The organism is Xylella taiwanensis, from assembly GCF_013177435.1.
GTDB classification, from domain to species: Bacteria; Pseudomonadota; Gammaproteobacteria; order Xanthomonadales; family Xanthomonadaceae; genus Xylella; species Xylella taiwanensis.
Genome location: NZ_CP053627.1, coordinates 2,400,202 through 2,425,457 on the forward strand (window position 1 = coordinate 2,400,202; position 25,256 = coordinate 2,425,457).

Sequence of the window (25,256 nt, forward strand, 5' to 3'; positions counted from 1 at the left end):
GGCTGCAAACAACTGTGCTCTCTATCACCTGACAAGAGTCAGGGTGATGTTTTGTGAGCAGTTTTCCACCATCAGCACTGACCGTTACCCGAGCACGGTCATCGCATCCTCTGACAACCAGCCCTGACAACTTAAGCGCAAGATGCCTCACCGTAGGCACTCGCTGATAACCGTAAACAGCATCACTCTGGCTGACGTCACAGAACAAGCAGACAGCATTGCTCATGTTCATGCCTGGCATCTGTATAAACAATGCACGCAGATGATGCATCTGCGCACTGGTATTTTCTGGTGCACGCTACAACTTCACAAACCCGATATAGGCTATCAACCTTAGCGATAGTGATGCTCGCTTACCGGTGTCACAGCAACAACACAAAGCGCCTACATTACCCTTGCCAAATGTCATCAATCACACGATGCCATTCCTTTCCTTCTTGACGATTCACCTGTGCTGGCACCACACCTGTGTCGCCCCACCGCTGTTCACCATGCTGGTAGTGCAGTGTAGAGCGCTCCGCATCAACGCATGCACCTGGACACGCTAATGCTCGCTGACAGACATGAGCGACACCGTCTACGCATCCATTGCCGAGTGTCACCTGCTGATCCTATTAAGCATACAACCATCATTACCAGCCAACGTACCGCGCTCGCGGATAAATGGCTACCTTATAGGCATCCAGCGTCGGTATGCTGCAATGATCTGATCTTCCCAAAACAAAGCGGAGCATCGAAATACAAGTCATTGACCATTGTTTCCCAGTAGCCAAGCTACAAGCAACCTTGGCACTGCCGACAAATCGCCTCGCAGGGTGAAACACCGGTGAGTAACACCAGCACATGGCAGTAACACAACACGTTAAACGTCGCCCTCAGGGCGTTACGTGCGCTGCAAAACCCACCTTATCCATCAGGTACGACAAACACCTTCGCTTCGTCAGACATATAAGTCGACTAGAAGCAGTGGGAAGCCATCCGAATCCATTCGCTGCTGGATCAACGTTCATAAGGAACCAGAATCTATCGCCATACCGAGAACACCTCAACCATCACCTAAAATCGTTCCACTGCAAACCAAGTTCCTAACATCTTGGCAAGAGCACCGAGATTCTCAATGCAATGTGCTGAGTAGCTCATCGAATTAAAATAGTTTTATGTACTTAATCGAGACAAAATCATGATCCAGAGGCGGCACTTTCAACACGCACAGCATCATCTAACTTATGGATGATCCTCGAATCTCAACTCTTTCCGGAGGCAAGGATGGACGACATCGCTATCGCCTTTGGTGCGTTCGAACTCAACATGTACAAGCACTCCAACGACAAGAACAACCTGCTCAGCAAAGTAATTCGCACGCATTATCAACGCATGACCTCCAATCACCTATTCGACAACGTACGTAGCCACGAGCTACATAGCCCACGCCGTCAACAACGGATCAACATCAGTAACCATTCTTCACGATGATGAGCAACAATTCCGCGATCGCCTCTTGATGAGCCGCTCCGGCACCAGAAGCACACAGATGTATGAGATATCTTGGAATACTGCCCAAAGGCGTACTCAACAGACACTTGAAAACGTCTCAGAAGCACGGTTCGCCTCTTGGCGAACTTGGGATCGCATACCTAACATTAGCTTTTACGAAGCCCTTCACACTATCTTAAAGATGCGTTACACGTCGCTGATAATCTGTGACATGACCTCACACTCCAGTACAGTGCAGATCCTGGCGCACATCCACACCAACGTGGACTTTATTCCTAAAGGCATATATGCCGCACACGATGACGATGACTTCCAATATTGCAAGGCATGTGCATAGACCACACAGGCCAAGATCAATGCCCCCACATCAAAGCACCGCTAGAATACGCATCCCACCGCGTCGGAAATTCACACCATGACGATCGATTTTTCCATGGCCCGCGAAAAAATGGTCGAACAGCAGATCCGTCCATGGGATGTGGCAGACCTGCACGTACTCGACGTGCTAGCACGCATACCACGCGAGGCGTTCGTCCCTGAACCCTACCGCACCTTAGCCTACGCAGATCTTGAAATCCCCTTGTCCAGCGGACAAACAATGATGAAGCCTGTCATTGAGGGCCGCATGCTTCAAGCCCTGATGTTGTCACCGGAAGAAGACATCTTGGAAATCGGCACCGGCAGTGGCTTCGTCACTGCTTGTTTGGCCTCGCTAGGACACGAGGTAGTCAGTCTGGAAATCGATTCAGCACTAGCTGCCTCAGCAGGTACGCACCTAGATACCATCGGCTTAAGCAGTAACGTAAGAATCGAGCAGGCCAACGCTTTCGCTTGGCACACCGAACGCCGCTTCAACGTGATTTGCCTAACCGGTGCAGTGAACACTCTGCCACTGCAATTTCTGCAATGGCTACACCCCAACGGCCGTATGTTCGCTGTACACGGCCACTCCCCAGTGATGCAGGCTGTCCTGGTCCGTGGAGACGCTGCTACCCCATACATCACATCCCTGTTTGAGACCGATCTAGCTTACCTCAAAGGTGGCGAGCCAGCCCCCCAATTCCAATTTTGATACTTGACTCAAGGATAACGATATGATCCACCGCTGCCTCACCCTGGCCGTGACCACCGCCTTATTTCCGGTCGTTTCGCAAGCAACCGACCTGCTGCAAGTCTACGAAATGGCACGCACTGCCGATCCTCAGTTAAGCGCCGCCGAATCAACTCGGCTATACAGCCGTGAAGGGCAAGTTCAAGCACGTGCAGCGCTGCTGCCACAGATGAACGGCACGGTCGCCCTGTCACGTAGCCGCACTGAATACGACGGGATCAGCGGATCAGCCATCAGCAAGAACCGTCAATACAGCATCAACGGTACCCAAACCCTGTTTAACTGGAATCAGTTTGCCACCCTTCGGTCGCAACAGGCGGTCGCCAAAGCTGCGGACTTCACCCTGGAATCGGCCAAACAAAGCTTGATTGTGCGCAGCTCGGCTGCATACTTCAGCGTCTTGATCGGGATTGAATCACTGATCGCCGCAGAAGCCAACGAAGCGTCGGCCAAGCGCCAGTTCGATTACGCACAGAAACGTCTTGAGGTCGGTCTATCACCGATCACAGACCTGCATGAAGCACGCGCCAGCTACGACCAAGCCCGCGCAGACACCATCACTGCACGCAACACGCTGCAAGACTACTATCAGGCATTGGCAGAAATCACCGGACAACCAGTCACCGACCTGCGCGGCCTGCCAGAAGACTTCCGACCAGAAGTACCAGCGAAATTCAGTAACATCGACCAGCTGGTCAGTGAAGCCATCTCCAACAATCCGTCGCTAAAAGCACAGCAACTGCAGGTCGATGCTGCAGAAGCTAGCATCTCAGCCGCACGTGGCGAGCACTACCCAACTCTGTCACTGGGTGGAAACCTGGGAAAAAGTAAAGCCTGGGGATCGTCCAGCGGCGCAATGAGCGCAATGATTCCCAGCAGGGACCTGCCAAGCAGCGACACCAACAACCTACAGTTGACCCTGACAGTACCATTCTTCGCTGGTGGTGCGACCCAATCTAGGGTGCGCCAAGCGATCGCACAGCACAACATCCAACAGGATAACTACGAGCAGAATAAGCGCACGCTAAACCGTAATACACGCAATGCCTACCAAAATATGGTCGCCGGCATCAGCGAGGTCGAAGCACGCCGCTTAGCGGTCGTCTCAGCACAGGCGGCCCTGGATGCTTCTCAAGTCGGTCTGGAAGTCGGCACCCGAACCCTGCTGGACGTGGTGCAGAACCAACGTATCCTTTTCTCGGTACGGCAAACCTATGTACAAGCACGCTACAACTTCCTGCAAAACCGTCTCTTACTGGCTCAGAACAGCGGCACCCTGAACATTGAAGATGTACAGGACATCAATCGCCTGCTCACTGCCAATGCCGAGAGCAAACTTTAAGGAGGAAAGCACGATGCAGTAAACCCACACAAACGAACGCCATTAACAGTGAAGCGATGCGTTTTTTCCTGTTCTTTGACAAACTCATCCGGAAAAGTACCCCTGATCTGAAGCAAGCATCTTCGCTGCTACGCTCACCATCAACAGTGCATTTGATGATATTGATACAGTGGTTGCGGTTAATACCATTGCTAACAGGAAGTGGGTTGACGCATTAGGGTACAACGCATCGGCAACACTATTACTCCCCTCAAACAAGCGTCTCTCTTTCGTATTTTTCCAATGTCACTAACGTTATAAGACAAAAAACTTTGAAGTAAAGAGAACCTATCTACAGATCAAAGGGAGTTCTTATGCCCATGAATAAAACCGAAGATATGGACACATTTTTATATGATCCCGCCAACGCCTGGAAGGAACATCCAACCGCTGTACAGCTACCGACTATGCCATGCAGAACAATCTTTCTTGAATATTGCCTCCCGGAATTCAACACAGATAACCAAAATATTCGGCAACGATAACCGCGTTCATTCCAGACACTCTCAAGGCTTCTAAAGAGAAAAACCGCAAAAAATTAGCATCAATGACTTGAAGGCAACGGCTGTACTCATACAGCAATGCCACACCAAACAACAACGCTTACCTGGAATAGACGCTTACACAGCACGACACCCACTGCCAAGACCACCAGAAGAACCATACATAAGCCCTGTATACCACCGTACAGCACCGGTGTAGAAACGAATTCAACCGGACAATAACAACTGCTCCAGCATCAGACCATCAGCGTCCACACGCAATACCGAGCCTTGCTGATACCAATCACCAAGCACCACACGCGTGCAAGCACGCTCACCAACCTGTAAGGTGTGCAACGCTGGCCGGTGAGTATGGCCGTGAATGATGCGATCTACGCCATAGCAAGCAAACATCGCCTCGACTTCAGCAGCCACCACGTCGGTGATTTTTTCGAACTGCATGCCGTCATTCTCCTGCTTCAATCCAGACTGGTGCGCGTGGCTAGCCATACGCGCCTGCTGAGCAAAAGCAGCGCGCACGGAGAGAGCCTGTACCAAGAACTGAGCAATGAATTCCGGATTGCGTGTCTGCGTACGGAATGCTTGATACGTAATATCGTCGGTACACAACAGGTCACCATGTAACAGCACTGTGGGTTCGCCATAGAGATCAACCACACATGGATCAGGAAGAATCCGGAAACCAGCACGCGCTGCATAACCAGCACCCACCAGGAAATCGCGGTTACCTGGTATGAAGTATAGTGGCGTACCCATATCGGCCTGAATGCGCAACACAGCGGCCACCACATTCGCCACTTCCGAAGGCATATCGTCACCGATCCATACTTCGAACAGGTCGCCAAGAATGTATAGCGCATCGGCCCCAGACACCTGCTCTCGCAAGAATCGTAGAAATAATTCGGTCACAGTGGGACGTAACGGATCCAAGTGCAGATCGGAAATGATCAGAGTCGTCATTCAATCATTGTAGTGGACTCAGGAAAGCGAATTGCGTGTAAACACGACGCAACGACTGAAACACTGAAAGGAAATTTAGAATGCCGTATACAGGACCAAACATCACGCACGCCGATGCGCACATGGCTGACACTGGCAATGACTATAAGATTGTGCTTGTTAAGCAAGCTATCAATCCTCATCACACCAAGCAAGTCAATGGACACGCTATACATATTTCGACCAGCAGCCCCTTTGAAATCCAGGGTATACCCCAAAACATCATCAACCGTGCTGGGAATAGCGGTGGCACACGCTAGCATCACCAATGAACACACCCGCACCATCGCAGCTTAAAAAACGACGTAACAATCCAAAGCACGTCAATTGAATACGCTGTTTCTGGTGATGGGGCAACGAACGCAGTACATCGCATTGACATCGATCACGCCACAATCAAAATTAAATTGTTTCACCATTTCAGCAGTAATCAGAGCAATATTGCAGTGCAACCCATCCTCATCGAGCGGACACAACCGTAATTCAAAAAATACGGCCCTGCTATCTGCTATACCATACACAGCCTTCCATGCTTCCTCACCGTGCACATCCTTGCATATCACAGCATCCTCAAAACAAAAACGCTAATGATTGCTTGCACACTGACGTGTTCGAAACCTCTGACGACAGCAGGAAAACAATTACAGATCAACACTCGCAGAATGCAGCATCAACACCCATCGTATTGAATCTTGAAAAACATGAAGTCCGGATCATCTGTACCGATCTCTCTCGTAACCGGGGATCACTGCATCATATGAAGCACATATTGCACCACACCTGCTACAGCACAGCTACCGGAACTACTTTACTATCGACCGGCCAACATAGATCGCCACCAGCGTGTGCGCATCCAAGCGGCAGATAGCGCGCAGCATCTGGGCTTACCAGACTGATTCGAACAACTGACTCTCTGCCCATGCCCGCATGGCAGATACGTCAGAAATCTCGCTCGCACAGGAAGTGGCCGCAACTCACACGGGTGTAAGGCGTGCATCTAGCGCCATGCCGCGACAATGCAGTAAGCCGCCTGTAATCACCCGATCGACCATATACACCACACATGTCAAACTAGGGATAGTTTGAAGGCAATTTCCAAACCCGCCATTGACTCAATCTCGGCATTCAAGTCACTGCGCAGTAGCGGACGCGAGGTCAACCAATCCTGGGGAACAGTCAACACCAGCACATCGCCCTCAACATGCAGATCCAAAGCGGGCACCAGATCGGGTTCACGCGCACGATGCAGCAATACGGCTAAACGCAGCAGCACAGCCCTGCGACGAACCGACACCCGTAGACGATCAGGTAAAACGTCGAAGGCGTTCTTAGGCACATGACGACGATGAGTACACACCAGTACAGCCAGTACTTGCTGCTCCTGCCGAGAGAAACCAGCAATGTCGGAATGCTCCAGCACGTAGCTGCCATGCACGTGGTAGTGACTGTGCGCAATCACTAACCCCAGCTCGTGCAAGCGCGCAGCCCAACTAAGCACACGAGCGTCGTCAGCCTCCAACGCCCAGGGACCGCAAACCTGCTTGAACAGCCACTGTGCCGTCGCTTCCACACGCAACGCCTGTTGTTCATCAATAGCATAGCGGTGCATCAACACAGCCACCGAGGTATCGCGTGGGTCGTTGTCACCAGCACGACCGAGCATGTCGTAAAGGATACCTTCACGCATTGCTGCCTTGCTGACCAACAGCTTCTCCAGGCCAAGCGTCTGAAACACAGCCTCCAGCACCAATATGCCACCAGCAATGATTGGGCGGCGATAGGCCGACAAACCAGGCAAATGGATATCTTCGATGTGCTTGGCTTTTAGCAGATCTTCACGCAATACCGGCAACGCTTGGGCGGTGATTTCCCCCTTGGTGAGTTTCATCTCTACGCAGATTTTGGCAATCGTTTTATGCGTCCCTGAAGAACCCAGTGCCTCATGCCAACCCAATGCCTTGTATTGGGCAGCAAATTGTTGGAACTCGGTACCGATCTCTGTCAGTGCATCCTTCCACCGCTTTTTGGACAATTTACCGTCTGGAAAAAAACGTCGTGTACTGGCGATACACCCTACCTGTACGCTCTCTCGCTCCAGAGGCTCGAAACCTTTGCCAATGATGAATTCGGTCGAGCCACCACCAATGTCAATCACCAATCGATGCTGATCCAATCTGGGCGGCTGCGCATGAGCGACACCAAGATAAATGAGACGCGCCTCTTCGCGGCCACTGACCACCTCAATCGCATGCCCCAAGGCGGTCTCAGCGAGCACCAGAAAGGTCTGTGGCGAATGGAGCCGACGCACCGTATTGGTGGCCAAGGCGCGCACATGGGTGGATGGAATATTACGGAGGCGCTGCCCAAAGCGGGCCAAGCATTCGAGCGCACGCTGGCACGCCTTGCTCGACAACCCCCCTTTAGCATCCAGTCCATCCGCGATACGCACCGTCTCGCGGAGACGATCGACCACATGCAATTGACCAAGCAGATAACGCGCGATCACCATGTGGAAACTGTTGGAGCCCAGATCAATGGCCGCCAAGAGGTCACCCTCCTTCAGCGGGGGATAGGATGGCAGCATATTGAGCATATCAGGGTTATGGTAGCTGAAAATCTCATCAGCGCTGTAAACATCACCGCCAGATTGCAACGAAACACCTATAAACACTCTAGCAAAGCCATCTGCGCCGAGTATGGCACATCGCCTTTATCAGGAAACAGTTTCCGGTACACGCCATCACTCCCCAGTTCCCAAGCATTGAGGTTGTCATCCAAGTAGTTCTGCAGAACATCGGAATAAATGCGTTTGGCCAAATCCGGATTCAAAATCGGGAAACAGATCTCGACCCGACGTAGCAAATTACGCTCTAACCAATCGGCACTCGCGCAAAACAGTTCAGGATCACCGTTATTACCAAACCAGTAAACCCGGCTGTGCTCCAGGAAGCGGCCGACGATTGAACGCACTCGGATGTTTTCCGATATGCCCTGCACACCCGGTCGCAACGTGCAAGCCCCACGCACAATCAGATCAATCCGCACACCGGCCTGCGAAGCCATATACAGGGCTCGTACGACCTGTGGTTCATTAAGTGCGTTCATCTTGGCAATGATGCGGGCAGGGCGCCCCTTCCGCGCCAACGTGGTCTCGCGTTCGATCCGACGCAGCACCCCCGCATGCAGTGTGAATGGGGACTGCAGCAAACACTCAAGCTTCATCTTGGGTGCCAATCCAGACAATTGCAGAAATAGTTGATGCACATCTTTACCGATCGCCGCGTTGGCAGTAATCAGGCTCAAATCGGTATACACCCGTGCCGTACCGCTATGGTAGTTACCTGTGCCCAAATGCACGTATCGACGCAGCTTGCGCCCCTCACGGCGTACGATCAGTAACATCTTGGCATGGGTCTTGTAACCGACGACACCATACACCACCTGTACCCTAGCCTCCTGCAGCTTATCGGCCAAGCCAAGGTTGGCCTCCTCGTCAAAACGCGCGCGCAGCTCAACCACCACAGTCACATCCTTACCGCTGCGTGCAGCTTGGATCAGTGCATCGACGATTGTCGAATCCTTGCCGGTGCGGTATAGGGTTTGTTTGATCGCTAGCACATCCGGGTCAGCCGCCGCGTGACGCAGCAAATCAAGCACTGCGGTAAAAGCATCGTAAGGGTGGTACAACAGCACATCCCCCTTAGCTACGATCTCAAAAATGCGATCACTGTGACGCAACGTGCGTGGATTGAACGGGGGATACTTCAGCTCCGGACGCAAAACCATGTCATAGACCTGACTGACTCGGCTCAAATTGACAGGACCATTGATCCGGTAAACAGCGTTTTCTTGCAAACCAAACTTCTGAAGTAATGTACGCACAATCGGGGTTGGGCAGTCCTCAGCGATCTCCAGCCGTACTGCAAGACGATAACCGCGTGTCACCAACTCGTTACGCAACGCCAGCGCCAAATTCTCGACCTCATCCTCATCCACCACCAACTCGGAATTGCGAGTGACGCGAAATTGATAAGCCCCTTTGACCGCCATGCCCGGGAACAACTCATCGACAAAAGCCGACAACACGGAGGACAAGAAGACGAAGTTTTGCGAACCGACCCCGCACAGATGCTGGGGCAACTCGATAATGCGCGGCAACGAACGCGGCGCACGGACGATAGCCAGATGGCCGGCACGACCAAATGCATCAATACCGTTAAGCACCACCACGATATTTAAGGTTTTATTGAAGATTTTTGGGAACGGGTGGGCAGGATCCAAACCAAGTGGCGATAATACCGGCATGATCTCATTGCGGAAGTAACCACGTAGCCAACGTTTCTGGCGCACGTTCCAACTGTTATGACCGAGCACACCCACACCAAGTGCAGCGAGTGCCGGGCACAGCACTTGGTTCCAGCAGTTGTACTGCTCATGTACTAGTTGAGTCGTCAGGTCGTGAACAGCGTTGAGGATGGCTGCCGGCCTCATCCCATCCGGCGCTGGCGGCAAACCGAATTCCTGGGCATGGCGCATGGTAGCGACACGGATTTCGAAGAATTCATCCAGATTCGTGGAAGAAATACACAAGAAACGCAACCGCTCTAACAACGGCACCTGCTCATCCAATGCCTGCGCCAGTACTCGGAAGTTGAAGTCAAGCTGTGATAATTCCCGATTCAAATATAGTCCCGGATCGCGTAATTGCTGGCTGACATCAGACGCTGGAACGGGTTCAACGGCAGAAGAATTAGACATAGAACGCCTTGGGGCGAAAGATATAGGAAGAAACAACAACGGTTACGCCACAGTAAACCTACACAACACGAGCAAGGCTCATTTGAAACATGGTGATATGGATATCAAGGGTGTATCGGCAAAGACTCAGATTCACGCATGGCGACACGCGCTGCACCAAAGTGGCAGGAAAACTCACTCCCCCTACCAACCTCACTGATGATTTCTAAGCGCGCTTGGTGCAGCTCCAACACATGCTTGACGATAGACAACCCTAAACCGGTACCACCCCTCTCACGCGAGCGGCTGCTGGAAACCCGGTAAAAACGTTCGGTGATTCGTGGTAAATGTGAAATTGGAATGCCATAACCAGTATCGCAAACCATCAGCACCACACCATCGTTTTCGCGTTGAAAATACACCCTAACGCTACCCCCAGCCGGGGTGTAACGCACTGCGTTGGTAAGCAAATTGGAAAACGCACTGTGAAGGTCTTTATTGGAACCGAAAAGATCGCAGCCGGCATTGTCGATCACTTCAATCACATGACGACCTTGACTGTGCGCTTCAGCCTCACGACGCAAGGTTGCCAGCATCGGCACCATTGCCACCTGCTCCTCTTCGAGTTCCTCCTGGGATTCCAATCTCGAGAGGGTCAATAGATCCTCAACTAACTGCGCCATGCGCTGCGACTGCTTACGCATTTCACTCAACATCGGACCAGCATCTGGGAAATCATCCGGATCGAGCATGTCAAGATAGCCATAGACCACGGTCAGTGGGGTGCGTAATTCGTGCGACACGTTAGCTACGAAGTCGCGCTGTACCTGCTCCAAATGCAACAGTTTGGTAACGTCGCGCACCACCAGCAACAAGTAATCATCGAAATAAGGAATCATGCGCAGATTCAAGCGCAAGTCAGCATTCACTGGTGAAGGCACGTCCAACATCCCCTCAGCATTGCCGCAGCCGGGGATCAACCATGGTGCCAGCGGCAAAGGCCGCAGCCGCTCGACGACAGGCATATCCAGGTCACCAGGGTAACGCAGGCCAAGCAAAGTATTCGCAGCCTCATTGAACCATTGAATGCATTGGCTGTTGCAATCAACCACAACCACCGCATCAGGTAAGGCTGCAGCCGCTGCGCGGTAGGTACGCAGCATCTCCATCAACCGACGACCACGCGCACGCATGTCGGTTTGATTACGGTAAAGCAAGTGTTCTAACGCTTTCCAAACACCAATACCCGCCGAGCGATCCCAGCGTCGACGCACGGCCAGTCGATGCAGCACTTGATGCAATCGCCAGTATTGCCAAGCCAGCTCTCCTAATGCCGTCAAAGTCAGTACTATCCATACTTGGCCGATCAGCAGGCCAACAAGCAGTGCAGTGAGCAACATCAGCGCCAGCACACCCAGGGTCTTGAACCAAGCTAACCGAATACGGTGGAGTGTGGAGACGATACTCACGGTATTCGACGGGATACTCAGATCTAGAGTGACCCGGAGAAACGGTAACCGGCACTGCGCACGGTCTGCACCATAGCATCCAGGTTGAATGGCTCCAAAGTCCTACGTAAGCGGCGGATATGCACATCGATCGTGCGCTCCTCTACGTATACGCTGCCGCCCCAAACATGATCCAACAGTTGAGTACGCGTGTATACGCGCTCCGAATGTGTCATAAAGAAATGAAGTAAACGGTATTCAGTCGGCCCAATTGGTACTGGCATATTACCGGCATACACACGGTGCGCGGCACCGTCGATACGTAATTTTCCAATCGCGACACTACCATCTTCATCATCCTCACGCGTGCGGCGCATCACCGCGCGAATTCGTGCCAACAGTTCGCGCGCCGAGAATGGCTTGACCACGTAGTCATCCACCCCAGCTTCCAAACCACCAACCCGATCATCCTCCTCACTACGCGCGGTCAACATGATGATCGGTATTTCACGGGTCAGCGACTCCTTACGCCAGCGCCGGGCCAAGTCTAGGCCACTCGTACCGGGCAGCATCCAATCCAACAGAATCAAATCGGGAACGCAATCTGCGATAACGGTCTGAGCCTCGCGCGCATCGCTGGCATGCAACGATTCAAATTCGCCTTTACGCAGAGCGAAAGCAACCATCTCGCGAATCGCAACTTCATCATCGACAATCAAGACGCGTTTTTGCACGCTCAGGTACCGCCTTACTTGGATACTTACCAGTAGACTACAAATTCATGACAAAAATGTGGCGTATATGACAAACAAACATCATCGGTCCAAATCTGGATCACGGACACCTTGACGCCGCATTTCCAGCACCGTTGGAGTAATCACCGCAATACGCGCATCGACTCGCGCCCGCGTCACATAATCCAGATTCTGCTTCTTCAACGCCTGCAACTGAATCAATGCCTGCTCCGGACGTCCGTTCAGAAACGCAGCTTCAGCATAGGCCTCACTGGCTCGTGCAGTAGCTCCGGCCAACTCGCAAGCACGCGCGAAGGTTTGTTGAAATAATGCATCCCCAGCTAACTGGCGCAGTAACGGCAACAACAATGCCTGAGCACGCTTACCATCCTGGAGATTGCCACCTTCATTGAGCATCTCCGCGTACATCAACACCACTGCACGTTTCCCAGGAAAGCGCCGTAACAATGCATCGAAACGCTCGCCAGCCTCACGACGCTGACCAGTCCGGGCTTGTGTCTGTGCCAACGCTAATCCAAGCCACACGTTGTCAGGATGCACCTCTAACAACGCACGAAATTCATGCATGACCTCAGCTAGGTTGCTGCCACTGCGCAACTTAGCCAACGCCAGACCATAGCGCTGAAACTCACTCAACCCACCCTTTGCATTGCGACGTAGGGCTTCATACTCACGCAACGCAATATCTGGCGATTTCGCGCTAAGTACCCGTAGACGCTCCTTGGCCCAACCAAACTGACCGCTGGGGCCACGAGATAACACGCCATACGCTGGCTGTAATCCCCTGGGCAACAATGGATTGGAAGCAACACCAGGCAAGACGTGATTCAAACCCAAGCGTTCCTGAGACATCAGGCCAGGAACACTACTCGCCATCGTCAGTTCCGTTTGTTTCTTGAATTGCTCGGCACGTGCCTTAGCTTCGCTGATGCGGGTCACAGTGACCGGATGGGTCTGCAAGTAATCTGGCACCTGGTCACCACCAGAATTACCACGCATCGCCAGCGACATTCTCTCAAAAAAACCGGCCATCGCCTCTACATCGTAACCACTACGCGCCAGGGTGCGAATTCCAAGGCGATCAGCCTCAGCCTCGTTGGAACGGGTGTAGTTGATCTGACGCTGCTGCATGAGTCCCATCGCGCTGGTAATACCAGCCATCGTCGCATCACCACTTGAATTACCACCAACATGCTGCGCAGCGATGACGGCTGCCAGCATACCTAGAAGAATCGGAATCTGATCACGCTGCGCGCGCTCAACGCTACGCAGCACATGTTGCTGGGTAATGTGCGCGATCTCGTGCGAAAGCACTGCTGCAACCTCATCCTCACGTTCTGCAGTCAGCAACAGACCGGAATTCACCGCCACATAGCCCCCCAATGTGGCAAACGCATTGATTTGACGCTCTTTTAACAAGATAAATGTAAAAGACTGCTGCGGTTGATCACTATTGGCAGCCAAACGTTCCCCTATGGTCTGCAACCAACCCTGCAACAACGGATCTTCCAACACATAGCCATAGTTGCGTAACTCAGCCATCATCAGCTTGCCATATTCAGCCTGACGTGCCGGTGTCAACAGTTGGCCCGCCGACGAACCAATATCCGGTAAGCGGCTTTCCTGAGCATCGACACCGATACTCCCCAGGGGCAAAGCGAAAGCAATGACAAGAGCAAGTGATAGTCGACGCAAAACAAAACTCCTGTCGCAAAATTATGGCAAAGCCACCAGTCTAAGCGTTGCAACCACCGTCTTCGAAATGCGGATCAGTCAGTTATCATCTTGGACCTGAAAATCGACACGGAGTTTCCCATGAAACAAGACACTACCAGTGATGAAGCAGACAGCCCCCCCAAGATTACTATTTACTCAACTGCTATCTGCCCCTATTGCGTGGCTGCCAAGAATTTCCTAAAGACCAAGGGCTACACTTGGACCGAGATCAGGATCGACGTGAACTCAGCAGAACGTGAAAAAATGATTACACGCACTAAGCGCACCAGCGTGCCCCAGATTTTCATCGGCGACACTCATATTGGCGGCTACGACGACATGATGGCACTCCATCATGCGGGTAAGCTCGAACAACTGCTGACCAAGGAGATTCCGCAGGAATGATCGCCATTGGAGCCCAAACAACGATCTCATCCCCACTTTCACCGAGCTCTGCCAGCTTATGCGTCAACACATCTTGTCCAAGCTGAACCAAGTCATAGGCTCCTTTTTCAAGCTGCCCCAGAATTGCCACACTGACGCATCAAACATGAAAACACATTTAGTTGCCCAACCTAGTGGCATCGTTGGTATTACATTGCAGCAGCTACATCAATGACTGCGTTGCACAACTTAATTGTAGCCACCAAGGCCTTTCCGAAACCTTCTCGCACCACACCAACTCAGCATCTGCGCGACTCAGCTAAACAGCACTGAGAAACTGCCACCAAAGCCCAAATGCGTTTGCACATAGGTACTTGGAGGAGTCTAACAGCACACAACAAGCACGACTGACTTATATGCAACCCTGCGCACCCTGACATCCATCCTGATCCACATCACACACCAGACGGCACAGCGACCTCTTACCCATCATGAAGAGACGCACCCATCCTTGCACGAAGTGGATCAATGCAACGAACATCACGCGGACGTTTCTCTCAGCAATTTAAAGATCTGACGGAATGTCAGATATGGTTGCTGCCTAAAAGTAGTGTGCAAATCCACTGCACTTGGCGAATGGCATGGATACGTAGTTAGGAAACAATCACCGTTGGTGGAATCGCTCCAACTGAGACCAGGATCGGTCAATGCCGATCACTACCACTAAAGAACCATACAAACTGTAAGCTCTGCACCCGAGAGCGTAGATCAAATAATTTAGATCTCAAAAAGTGTTATCGGCTGAGGTCATCTACGGACATCAGGCATAATACGCACGTAAAACCCCCGGCATCTGCAATCTGGACAGCCAGTTGGCACTCCCCTTTCAGTTCGGAACTCAACTCTCATGACGCAAACAATTACGGTGATCCGCGGTGATGGTATCGGTCCAGAAATCATGGATGCCGCCCTGTTAGTGTTAAACACTTTACAAGCGAATCTGAACTACGAATTCGCGGATGCAGGCTTGACCGCACTGGAAAAACACGGAGACTTGCTACCAGAAGCTACCCTGGACTCGATCAGCAAGAACAAAGTTGCACTGAAAAGCCCGCTCACCACCCCAGTGGGCGAAGGTTTCACCTCGATCAATGTTGCCCTACGACGCAAATTCGACTTATACGCCAACGTACGTCCCGCCAAATCTTTCCCAAACACTAAGTCACGCTTTACTGATGGCGTCGACTTGATCACAGTGCGAGAGAACACCGAGGGCGCCTACTTGAGCGAAGGTCAAACCATCTCTCCCGACGGCGAAGTTGCCATTTCTAGCGCACGGGTTACCCGCAAAGGCTCCGAACGCATTGTCCGTTATGCCTTTGACTTGGCACGCACGACAGGCCGCAAAAAGGTCACCGCAGTGCATAAAGCCAACATCATTAAATCAACCTCTGGCCTATTCCTGAAGACCGCTCGTGACATCGCAAGCCAGTACCCAGAGATCGATTTCCAGGAAATGATCGTCGACAACGCCTGCATGCAACTTGTGATGCGTCCGGAGCAATTCGACATCGTTGTCACCACTAACTTGTTCGGCGACATCCTTTCAGATCTATGTGCAGGCTTGGTCGGTGGTTTAGGCTTAGCCCCGGGTGCCAACATTGGTAATGAACAAGCCATCTTCGAGGCCGTACACGGCTCCGCTCCAGACATCGCTGGACAGGGCAAGGCCAACCCATGCGCGCTACTGTTAGGTGCTGCACAAATGCTGGATCACATCGGCCAACCACAGAACGCCGAACGCCTACGTAACGCAATTGTAGCCACACTGAATGCCAAGGATTCACTGACTCCCGATCTGGGTGGCAGCGGCAATACCATGGGGTTCGCCACAGCGATCGCCAACCGACTCTGAAGAACGTGTTAGTACCATCGCATGCAGTTTAAGGAGCAAGTTAAGGAGCAAGGCTGATCTAACTAGAATAAATCCCACAACACGTGTTTGTTGTGACACAGACTCGTCAATCTGGCCAAAAATACGCGGCAACAGTAACGCTAATAGGCTTTCAATCCTAAGCGATTGATCTACACCCGCTAAATACGGATGGGATAGGCGCGTAACCGCGCTCTATTTGAGTCAGTTGAGGCACCCTCTATCCAGGTGCAAAAGATTCCAAACTGGGCAACTCACTATAGAGTGTTGCTCCTATAATCGCCTTCCACTTTAAATGGCACCCAATCAGAGCCACCAAGACGACGATATGAACATCCACACTGGCAAGGGTAAGCTGCTTCTATTAGTATCAGAAGCATGAGCACCCTCTCAAAACGCGGCTTCATTTCCAGGAGCACGCAAGCTGTAACCTGATAAGCGCCAGATATTGTCATCATCCTGTCGGAACGAGATTAATTCACGCAATGGCTGCGATGCATTCGCAAACCTAACCGTGAAACTCACATTGAAGTACAGGCCAGCCGGCACTTGCATGCCGGTACCGTACTGGACACGAGTCACCACACCATGAGTGCGTGCGATCACCGTACCGAGACGACCGCGTTCGACACCAATCTGCTCAATAAAGGCATCACGCCTTACTGCTTGCTTGGCCACCACTGAGGCACCATCCCATATCTGAGCAATCTGGCCAGCATCAACCAACTGGGCAACCTTCAACGCGGCCTGATTCATCATGGCGTTCTGCCTAGCCAATTGCACTTGCTGAGCTGGTGTTAGAGTCGGCGCAACAGCTACCAGTTTGACCTGAGACTGGGCACGACCGAGCAAAGGAGCCAGGAACACAAGCACAAGCAGACGGGCAGGACAAAACATACTCCGAATCCTTGTAAAAAGAACAAGCTTGGTGAGTTTAAGCGAATTCAATGCAGGCATGACCACTCGGAGTGGATGAAGAAAGCGCCTACCGCATACACCATCACAACAACCAAAGATGCCAGCCCAAGATGCGTCACCAACACGACACAGCACGACGTATGGAAACATTCAGACTCCCAGCATTGAATTGATATGTTGAGATGCATTAGAAACAGTGCTGCAATCGCTCGCATCACTGCAGCAATCTCTCAACTGAGCAGTGATTCTCCAGAATATCGAGCCCCCTACTTCAATATCTGACTCCAAGGATGCAAGGCTTTCACCTTAGCAATGATGTGCATTGATGACTGGTCGAACAAAATCAGAAATCCCTGCTTACATCGCATTACACCACTACCACGGTTACGCCATCCGCAGAATCTTCCGAAAAGCGTTCCGCATCGCATTTAAGCATGTTATCTATTCATCCAAATGAAGGCGGATACTCAGTGAATAGCCCTGATGGAGATACAAGCGATCTTGTCATAATGAGGTAGCAAAAACAGGATGCAATCCATGGGCCACATATTCAATCTAAGCACGGACTGCATACAATCCACGTGGCGTTCGCTTAACCAGGAAATCAAGATTAAGTCGGATACATGCGCTGAACATGTATCTGCTCGAACGCTATCGTCCGCTGTGCCTTAACATATCCTCGAATTGACTCAAAACTTCATAACACCATTAGCGTTATTCATGCGGACCACTGAAAACGCTCGACCTGCTACACAGACACACCGTAGCCCTACATACACTGGCGCAAGCATGTGTCCAATGCTTCTCTTATACTTTGATCAGATCAACACATGGATATGTTCCTTGGTATCCACACCCCATTACCAGATATCAACATATAGACTGTGCACTGCATGGCGATGCTTGCGTTTACATACACGGACACCTGACAGCACGTAGCATCATATGCTCCGGCACTCAATGGCCGTAGCAGGTCTGTTTATTGCTGGACCTATATCACCTGTCCGATGAGCCTAAGGAGACTTGACGATGTCACCACTGTGCTACGACATCTTTGACAGTCCGATTGGAATGCTGACCATCGTCGCCGACACAGACGCACTATGTCACGTGATGTTCCCAAGCAACCGTCACACAACACAAGGACACGAACACTGGCACTACGCTCCGGATGCAATGTTATTGCAGCAAGCACGTACACAGTTACTCGAATACTTGCACGGCGAGCGCCACACATTTGCACTACCGTTACGACCACGGGGAACGCCATTCCAATGCGCCGTGTGGCATGCACTGACGGAGATCTCATTCGGTCAGACTTGGAGTTATGCTCAGTTAGCTGCACACGTCGGACGACCAGGTGCAAGCCGCGCAGTAGGTGCCACAAACGCCCGCAACCCACTACCAATCGTATTGCCTTGCCACCGTGTGATTGGCAGCAATGGCGCACTCACCGGCTTCAATGGCGGATTAGCTACCAAACACGCCCTGCTGTGTCTGGAAGGCATAGCACCAACTGACACACACAAGGCAGTCATGAAATCGTGACATCACTACTACCGCGTATATTGCTGCAATGATGATCGCACGCCTGTTATCTATTTTGATCAGCACCCTGCTATTGGCAGCCTGCTCGATTCCCATCCGCCGTAACATGCCAATCGTTGCCATCACAGCCACCCCACAGCACAAATTACTGCTGATCTCGATTGATGGCCTGCGCGCGGACGCGCTTGAACATGGTCAAGCGCCGCAACTGGCACGCTTAGCAGCCGATGGCGTACGTGCACGCTGGATGACACCTTCGTATCCTGCGTTGACCTTTCCAAACCACTACACTTTAGTCACTGGGCTGCGCCCGGATCATCATGGCATTGTGCATAACACAATGGAGGATCCACTCCTGGGCACATTCGAACCGGAACGTCACGAAGCGATCAGCGACGGACGCTGGTGGGGAGGCGAGCCGATTTGGGTCAGCGCTGAGCATGCCGGCATACGCAGTGCTACCTTTTTCTGGCCCGGTAGCGAAGCATCAATCGCCGGTACACGGCCGAGCCGCTGGCATGTATATAACAAACGCATTCCACTGGATACACGGGTCAATCAGGTGCTGCGCTGGTTCAATGAACGTGGGCCCGATGCACCACGCTTAGTGATACTGCACTTTGAGCAAGTCGACACCGCAGGCCAAGGCTTCGGCCCCGATTCGCCGCAATACGCTGCAGCAGTGCACACGATCGACACCGTAATTGGTCGACTGATCGACAGCCTACGCCACCACGGCAGACTCGCAGATACCGACGTGATCGTGGTCTCTGATCACGGCATTGCGCCAGTCCCAGGCGATCACGCGGTACCACTGGAACGGATCGTGCGGGTATCAGATGTGCATGTGGTTAGTGACGGCCAAGTGCTAGGAATCACACCGTTACCCGGCCATGAGAGCCAAATTGAAGCCATGCTACTCGGGGCACACGCCACATACGACTGCTGGCGTAAGCAAGCCGTGCCAGCACACTGGCACTACGGCACGCACCCACGGATCCCAACCATCCTCTGCCAAATGCACGAAGGCTGGGACGCACTACCAGCAGCCCAAATCATTAAGCGTAATCCATTGCAAATGCGAGGCTCGTCCGGCTTCGATCCAACCCTACCCTCCATGCACGCGGTCTTCCTTGCCCACGGGCCATCATTCATACCAGGCACTCTACTTAACCCAATCAGCAACGTCGACGTCTACCCACTACTGGCACGCCTGCTCGGCATTCCAGCCGCACCGAACGACGGCGATCCACGTGCACTGCTGCCAGCTTTACGCAGCGACAATGCAGCAACCGGGTACACATACAGTAAACGCGATGCACAACATTGATTCATTCGCAAGCCAAGTACCAATACAGTCTGTCGTTCCCTCCCGTAGCCGTGGGCGACGCAACCTGTATCAGCGTTTTTGCTGGATACGCCTGCCCAATGACAGGTAGACGGCACTCAATCCATATAGCCACACCCCAGATAATCTCCGCGCCAGAAACATCGGGAAGCAGCAAGGGGACACTGATTTACATCTGTGTCGCAGCGAATAGTTAGTATATATACACAACCTGCTAAACCCGTTGGGGATCTGCTAGGCAATCACTCATGCATTCACACAACTGTTCTAGAATTCTAAGACCAAACCGCTGGACTTCATCATGCCCTTTGTCGTCACCGAAAACTGCATCAACTGCAAATACACTGACTGCGTAGAGGTCTGCCCGGTCGATTGCTTCCATGAAGGCCCGAACTTTCTTGTCATCGATCCTGACGAGTGTATCGACTGCACCCTGTGTGAGCCGGAGTGCCCTGTAAATGCAATCTATCCCGAGGAGGACGTACCCGCTGACCAAAAGCAATTTATTGCACTCAACGCTGAGCTTGCCAAAGGATGGCCTGTAGTGACCATACGCCGGGAGCCGATGCTCAACGCAGCAGAATGGAATGGCAAACCAGATAAGCTACCATTGCTGCAACGCTGAGGAGGCCACACGGGGTGTATTGCATCCTTCCCGACCACCTCGCACTTTACTTTTCAATCTACTCTAAGCTAACAGTCAAACGCAGTACTACAATCGTTAGCAACACACCACCACTCTCACCACAGCAAGATCGTTCTTCGACCGAATCTACATCCATATACCACAATCAAACTAACAAAACCACAATGAATTGATTCCTACCCAAGCAGAAAAATGCCTAAGATTTTCGAAATCTTGTTTTACTTGAATCAAACTATCTCGAACAAACCACACTCACATGCTGGCGATCATTAGATCGCAACATCGTCTTTTGGCGACACCTACTAGCCCCTCACCCACCAGGATGCATCTATCGTTCTCTAACTTGTCATGCTCGATTTACCGCCATACAACTACAAATTAAGACACCTGCCTTGCAACGCATCTTCACACCGATCAACTTACGCATTTTAAGTGAAAACGAGTACCCCATCGCACTACTGTCTACACTGCACTTCCGTATAATCTCCTCCGCCTTGATGATAACTACCCAGCCCTCAAACATTTAGAGCATTTCCACATCAAGGGCAGGGACAAGATGATCATCGCTGGGATGCTTTTTCTCCTGGATAACAACCATAATTTTACTCGCCCCTTACCTGACGCTACCATTCTCCTCCTGCAATTCTTTCTTGAACGGGATGTCTGGCGGGGGACGCGCAGTCGCTGACTGATCATTCATATTGGGATTAATCAGGCTGCACCCACCACCGAACTGCAACAGCGACACCACACAATGGATCTTTGTGTGGGTGCCTGGAATGGGGATTTCGATCTTCTTGATACCACGACTGACCCATTGTTGTAACAAAGACTCATTTGGAGTCCAATATTGCTCGAACACCGTTGGAATATAATCGTACGGTGGCCGTTTCAGCCATTTCCCGGATTGAGCAATACGTTCGCGAGTCCAAGTATCCGATTCACTACCAGGAGCGCCACGGGAGGTGCCGCCAAGCCTGCCGGCGTTAGGGACACGGACACGACCCTGTTGGTCGAACAAACTCTGCCCACCATCCCCCGGACGCTGGCGGCGATCAGCCAAGCCCCAATCATCGCCACGCCTGGAAGCATCTCCACCATTGTCGTGCTGCACTGCCACCGCACTACCTTCCCCCCACTGTTCCGAAGGTGCCTGCACTGGCACCGGTGTGGTTGACAAAGGCGTGGCAACAGAACTTTGTACCGGTACGGCCACGCTCGGCAACTCGTGCTGACGAACCTGCACTTCAGCCAGCTTCTGGGGTCGAAGCGTCGGAACCACCGGCTGTGGGTCTCTCATAGAAAACTGTGGTTGATCGGGAATCACAACATCACGCTCACGCACGCTCGGAACAGCCACATGCGGCAGCAGCACTTGCGGGTCGTGTGACTGCATCTGCAGCAGTCGCGGAGGAATATCAACGATCTGCACCTCGCGCTGCCTTACTTGCGGCAGTGAACGCTCACGTATCGGAATCGACATATCGGATAAATGCTGCAGCGGAGGTATTACAAAGTCAGTCGTTGGGACTGCGACTTCGGTGACTTGCAGCGGCTGCTCAACTGCAGGTTGTGTCGGCTGTTCGACCTCAACTTTAGACGACACTTGACGCACCGACGATGGTAGCAGCTTGTTCCCGTCAGCACCCTGTGCAGATGTGCTTGCCACTCCAGTCAAAGAGGTAGACGAAGGGGTAATGGCAGGCGGTACCGATCTAGATACAGCAGCAGACGTCGCGGCAGCGACCACTGCATCATGTGGTCTCTCCACCACCGCACCAGATACCGGTGAACCATCGCCAATCAGGCTCACACTCACCCTGCCCTCATCACCTGTAGGCGGCGGTAGAGCCCAGCGGATCGCAAGACTCCAGATCAGCAAAAACAGGAAACCCAAATTGATCAGGACACTGCCTAATACCCCAATCCAATGCAGCAGCCACTCATCATGCGGACGCGGATCCCAATGTTGCCACCACAGACTTCGGAACGCCTGCAAGTACCCTAACGCTACCCCATCTCTGCTGTGGAAACGCGACGTACGAGTTGCCCAAAAGGGAATAAACTCGCTCTGATCAAACCTTGGGTACTGCAACGGCATTCAATCCACCCAGCCATATGGCAAACGACTAGGCGGATAGAGAATTAACCAGTCTGGCAAACAAGTGTGCATTACGACAAAAAAACGTGTGGATTGAACTCGCGTCATCGCAAAAAAATCAGGCGGCAAAATTGCGAGAAATGTATGGGGCCGCACCTGTACTATGATCGGTGGCATCGTGCACTGCAATCACGCCAGGTACACGCTCCATCAGGGTTTTTTCGACGCCTTGCTTGAGGGTCACATCAGCCATACCACAACCGTGGCAACCACCGCCAAAACGCAGTAACACCACACCTTCGGCAGAAACCTCCTGCACCTCCACTCGCCCACCATGTGAGGCTAACTGCGGGTTAATCTCGTTCTCTACAACCCAGCACACTCTCTCAACCAGTGAGGCAACCTGACCAGGCTCCTGGCCTTTAATCCTGGGGGCTTTGATGATCAATTGCTGATTGCCAGCAGCCTGGATAACGTAGTCGATTTCAGCGCCATCCAGCCATACCACGCTGGCTGCAGCCACATAGAGAGTGAAACCACCACAATCCACCAACCATTCATCGCCAGCCAACTCCGAAGGCTCGGCAAACTCCAAGCGTGCATCAGCACGCGCTGTGCCGGGATCCACTGCACTCAGACGCACCCCCATACCGGGCACACCCTCTCGTTCGATCAATTTACGGAAGTGGACCTTGGCTCTATCAGAAATCTGGATCATATGGGTTATTCTAACTTCACTTTAGTGTCGCATTCACCACACTCTAGTACTTACGATGCCACCAGCTTGCACACCAGGACGCTCGATGAACGATCTGATTCCTCTAGCCCAAGCCCGCTGCAGGCCACGCGACAAAAACGAACGCAAGCTCGGCCAAGCCCACTTGGCCGAGCTGCTACCACAGGTCCCAGGCTGGGAATTGAGCAATAACAGACATGCACTGACCCGGACATTCTGGTTCGACAACTATTACCGTACCCTCGCCTTCGTCAACGCGCTAGCCTTTGTTGCACACTGCGAAGATCACCACCCGGATATGGGTGTGCACTATGATCGGGTCGTAGTGTGCTTTTCCAGCCATAATATCGGAGGGATCAGCGAGAACGACTTCATCTGCGCCGCCAAGGCTTCCGCACTGTACGAACAAGGAATCTGACTTCGTTATGAAATTGCTTCGTTTCCATGCCTTGTCGACACTGTTGCTATCGGTCGGTGCCTGTAGTAAGCACGTTGATCAAGCGCCAGCCCCCCCTTCTACTGAACTCATTGCGGTGCATACGCCACCTCCCAAGTATCCGAAACAACTGGCCTGTGCAGGTATTGGCGGACGCGCAGTATTGAAAGTCAAAGTTGGTACGCAAGGAAAACCCATCGAAGTAAAGTTGGTACAAAGCAGCAACCAACCAGCGCTGGACACATCGGCACAAGGTCGCGTACGGGACTGGGAGTTCAAGCCAGCCACACGCAACGGCCAACCGATCACACAAACAATCCAAGTACCGGTCACATTCAACCCACCCAATCCTAAACCTGAATGGTGCTTCGCACTTGAAGAAGGTGACCGTCACAATAACTGAAGTTAACTTGCACGCACACCTCATCCTAGCGTTTCAGCCATATATCTGCGTACCTGCTGTCTGTACCTAATACATGGCTTCATTGCTATTTGAAGCCAACATCGACACCGCGCAGTGTCACCCTCACAGCAGGATTGGCCACCAGGCTTGATAGCCTGATAGTGATGTTCTCTTATCCCCCGAATCCACGCGCACTGTCATTCAGTCTGGCCTTCGCCGACGGCGCAATTTTATTCACATGACCAACTAAATCCTTGACAAGTCGGTCGCCATGTTCATCAACGTCTACTGCACACCAGTCAACTTTGCTTGGACCAACGTCGCTTTTCCAGTCGACCTAGTGTTAACCATGCTGATCGACCGCCCAGTACTGAATCCTTACCAAAGCATGAGCACCGACGATCCACGGTTCAACGACAACAACCGCGCACTTACCTCAAGCCACTCGAGCTGCTAATCCCGGTACAATCACTGCACACAACATCCATGCAAGGTCTAGCCACATTACTTTGTAACCCTGGAAAACCCCAGCATCGGCATGCTGTTAACGCTAACGATCGCAATCACAGTGCAGGACTATTTCGCCACAAACAACCGAATCTATCCCTGTGCCATCAGTCTGTCATCTAGACTCGCCGAACCCTGTTAGCAGGACTACA

Annotated in this window: 21 protein-coding genes; 11 read left to right on the forward strand and 10 right to left on the reverse strand. The window is 52.2% G+C overall.

Annotated elements, in window-relative coordinates; genetic code table 11:
- Positions 1–389: 389 nt before the first annotated feature.
- Positions 390–602, reverse strand: a complete 213-nt coding sequence (locus PLS229_RS10150) for a hypothetical protein (RefSeq protein WP_038271708.1) — start codon at positions 600–602, stop codon at positions 390–392.
- Between the two features lie 628 nt (positions 603–1,230).
- Between PLS229_RS10150 and PLS229_RS10155 the strand changes: the two genes are divergently transcribed.
- The 3 genes from PLS229_RS10155 (at position 1,231) to PLS229_RS10165 (ending at position 3,947) form a co-directional block, all read left to right on the forward strand.
- On the forward strand, positions 1,231–1,473 hold the full coding sequence (locus PLS229_RS10155; protein ID WP_160165195.1) for a hypothetical protein: 243 nt from the start codon (positions 1,231–1,233) through the stop codon (positions 1,471–1,473).
- A 436-nt stretch (positions 1,474–1,909) separates the two neighbouring features.
- Positions 1,910–2,566: a protein-L-isoaspartate O-methyltransferase family protein gene (locus PLS229_RS10160; RefSeq protein ID WP_038271715.1), complete on the forward strand. Its 657-nt coding sequence runs from the start codon at positions 1,910–1,912 to the stop codon at positions 2,564–2,566.
- A gap of 22 nt (positions 2,567–2,588) precedes the next feature.
- Positions 2,589–3,947: a TolC family outer membrane protein gene (locus PLS229_RS10165; protein ID WP_038271718.1), complete on the forward strand. Its 1,359-nt coding sequence runs from the start codon at positions 2,589–2,591 to the stop codon at positions 3,945–3,947.
- A gap of 749 nt (positions 3,948–4,696) precedes the next feature.
- On the opposite strand, the gene lpxH is transcribed toward PLS229_RS10165, so the two are convergent.
- The 6 genes from lpxH to PLS229_RS10195 form a co-directional block, all read right to left on the reverse strand.
- Entirely contained in the window at positions 4,697–5,449 is a 753-nt protein-coding gene (gene lpxH, locus PLS229_RS10170; RefSeq protein WP_038271721.1) for a UDP-2,3-diacylglucosamine diphosphatase, read from the reverse strand.
- A gap of 1,105 nt (positions 5,450–6,554) precedes the next feature.
- Positions 6,555–8,081: an exopolyphosphatase gene (gene ppx, locus PLS229_RS10175; RefSeq protein WP_038271776.1), complete on the reverse strand. Its 1,527-nt coding sequence runs from the start codon at positions 8,079–8,081 to the stop codon at positions 6,555–6,557.
- A gap of 68 nt (positions 8,082–8,149) precedes the next feature.
- Positions 8,150–10,246, reverse strand: coding sequence for a polyphosphate kinase 1 (gene ppk1 / locus PLS229_RS10180; protein ID WP_171898064.1), 2,097 nt, complete (start codon positions 10,244–10,246; stop codon positions 8,150–8,152).
- 104 nt (positions 10,247–10,350) lie between these two features.
- Positions 10,351–11,625, reverse strand: coding sequence for a phosphate regulon sensor histidine kinase PhoR (gene phoR, locus PLS229_RS10185; protein WP_230428300.1), 1,275 nt, complete (start codon positions 11,623–11,625; stop codon positions 10,351–10,353).
- 92 nt (positions 11,626–11,717) lie between these two features.
- Entirely contained in the window at positions 11,718–12,407 is a 690-nt protein-coding gene (phoB, locus tag PLS229_RS10190; RefSeq protein WP_038271729.1) for a phosphate regulon transcriptional regulator PhoB, read from the reverse strand.
- Positions 12,408–12,488: 81 nt separating this feature from the next.
- Complete coding sequence (locus PLS229_RS10195) at positions 12,489–14,123, reverse strand: M48 family metalloprotease (protein ID WP_038271732.1); 1,635 nt, start codon at positions 14,121–14,123, stop codon at positions 12,489–12,491.
- Between the two features lie 120 nt (positions 14,124–14,243).
- On the opposite strand from PLS229_RS10195, the gene grxC reads away from it, so the two are divergent.
- The gene (gene grxC / locus PLS229_RS10200) at positions 14,244–14,549 is read left to right on the forward strand and encodes a glutaredoxin 3 (protein WP_038271736.1); all 306 of its coding nucleotides are present in this window, start codon (positions 14,244–14,246) and stop codon (positions 14,547–14,549) included.
- Between the two features lie 886 nt (positions 14,550–15,435).
- Complete coding sequence (locus tag PLS229_RS10205) at positions 15,436–16,443, forward strand: isocitrate dehydrogenase (protein ID WP_038271738.1); 1,008 nt, start codon at positions 15,436–15,438, stop codon at positions 16,441–16,443.
- Positions 16,444–16,851: 408 nt separating this feature from the next.
- Here PLS229_RS10205 and PLS229_RS10210 read toward each other — a convergent pair whose 3' ends face one another.
- On the reverse strand, positions 16,852–17,358 hold the full coding sequence (locus tag PLS229_RS10210; RefSeq protein ID WP_425511071.1) for a DUF4019 domain-containing protein: 507 nt from the start codon (positions 17,356–17,358) through the stop codon (positions 16,852–16,854).
- Between the two features lie 1,050 nt (positions 17,359–18,408).
- Here PLS229_RS10210 and PLS229_RS10215 point away from each other — a divergent pair.
- The 3 genes from PLS229_RS10215 to fdxA all read left to right on the forward strand — a co-directional run bounded on the left by PLS229_RS10215 (position 18,409) and on the right by fdxA (position 20,900).
- Positions 18,409–18,927, forward strand: a complete 519-nt coding sequence (locus PLS229_RS10215; protein ID WP_038271739.1) for a methylated-DNA--[protein]-cysteine S-methyltransferase — start codon at positions 18,409–18,411, stop codon at positions 18,925–18,927.
- A 28-nt stretch (positions 18,928–18,955) separates the two neighbouring features.
- Entirely contained in the window at positions 18,956–20,257 is a 1,302-nt protein-coding gene (locus PLS229_RS10220) for an alkaline phosphatase family protein (RefSeq protein WP_038271742.1), read from the forward strand.
- Between the two features lie 319 nt (positions 20,258–20,576).
- Positions 20,577–20,900, forward strand: coding sequence for a ferredoxin FdxA (gene fdxA / locus PLS229_RS10225; protein WP_081755460.1), 324 nt, complete (start codon positions 20,577–20,579; stop codon positions 20,898–20,900).
- Positions 20,901–21,534: 634 nt separating this feature from the next.
- Here fdxA and PLS229_RS10230 read toward each other — a convergent pair.
- Positions 21,535–23,022: a hypothetical protein gene (locus tag PLS229_RS10230; RefSeq protein WP_038271747.1), complete on the reverse strand. Its 1,488-nt coding sequence runs from the start codon at positions 23,020–23,022 to the stop codon at positions 21,535–21,537.
- A gap of 118 nt (positions 23,023–23,140) precedes the next feature.
- Complete coding sequence (locus tag PLS229_RS10235) at positions 23,141–23,740, reverse strand: NfuA family Fe-S biogenesis protein (protein WP_038271749.1); 600 nt, start codon at positions 23,738–23,740, stop codon at positions 23,141–23,143.
- Between the two features lie 85 nt (positions 23,741–23,825).
- Here PLS229_RS10235 and PLS229_RS10240 point away from each other — a divergent pair, with 85 nt between their 5' ends.
- The 3 genes from PLS229_RS10240 to PLS229_RS10250 all read left to right on the forward strand — a co-directional run bounded on the left by PLS229_RS10240 (position 23,826) and on the right by PLS229_RS10250 (position 25,054).
- The gene (locus PLS229_RS10240) at positions 23,826–24,176 is read left to right on the forward strand and encodes a 4a-hydroxytetrahydrobiopterin dehydratase (RefSeq protein ID WP_038271751.1); all 351 of its coding nucleotides are present in this window, start codon (positions 23,826–23,828) and stop codon (positions 24,174–24,176) included.
- A gap of 7 nt (positions 24,177–24,183) precedes the next feature.
- Positions 24,184–24,597 carry an energy transducer TonB gene (locus tag PLS229_RS10245; protein WP_038271753.1) on the forward strand — a complete coding sequence of 138 codons (414 nt, stop codon included), beginning with the start codon at positions 24,184–24,186 and terminating at the stop codon, positions 24,595–24,597.
- Positions 24,598–24,868: 271 nt separating this feature from the next.
- Positions 24,869–25,054, forward strand: coding sequence for a hypothetical protein (locus tag PLS229_RS10250; protein ID WP_081755461.1), 186 nt, complete (start codon positions 24,869–24,871; stop codon positions 25,052–25,054).
- Positions 25,055–25,256 lie beyond the last annotated feature (202 nt).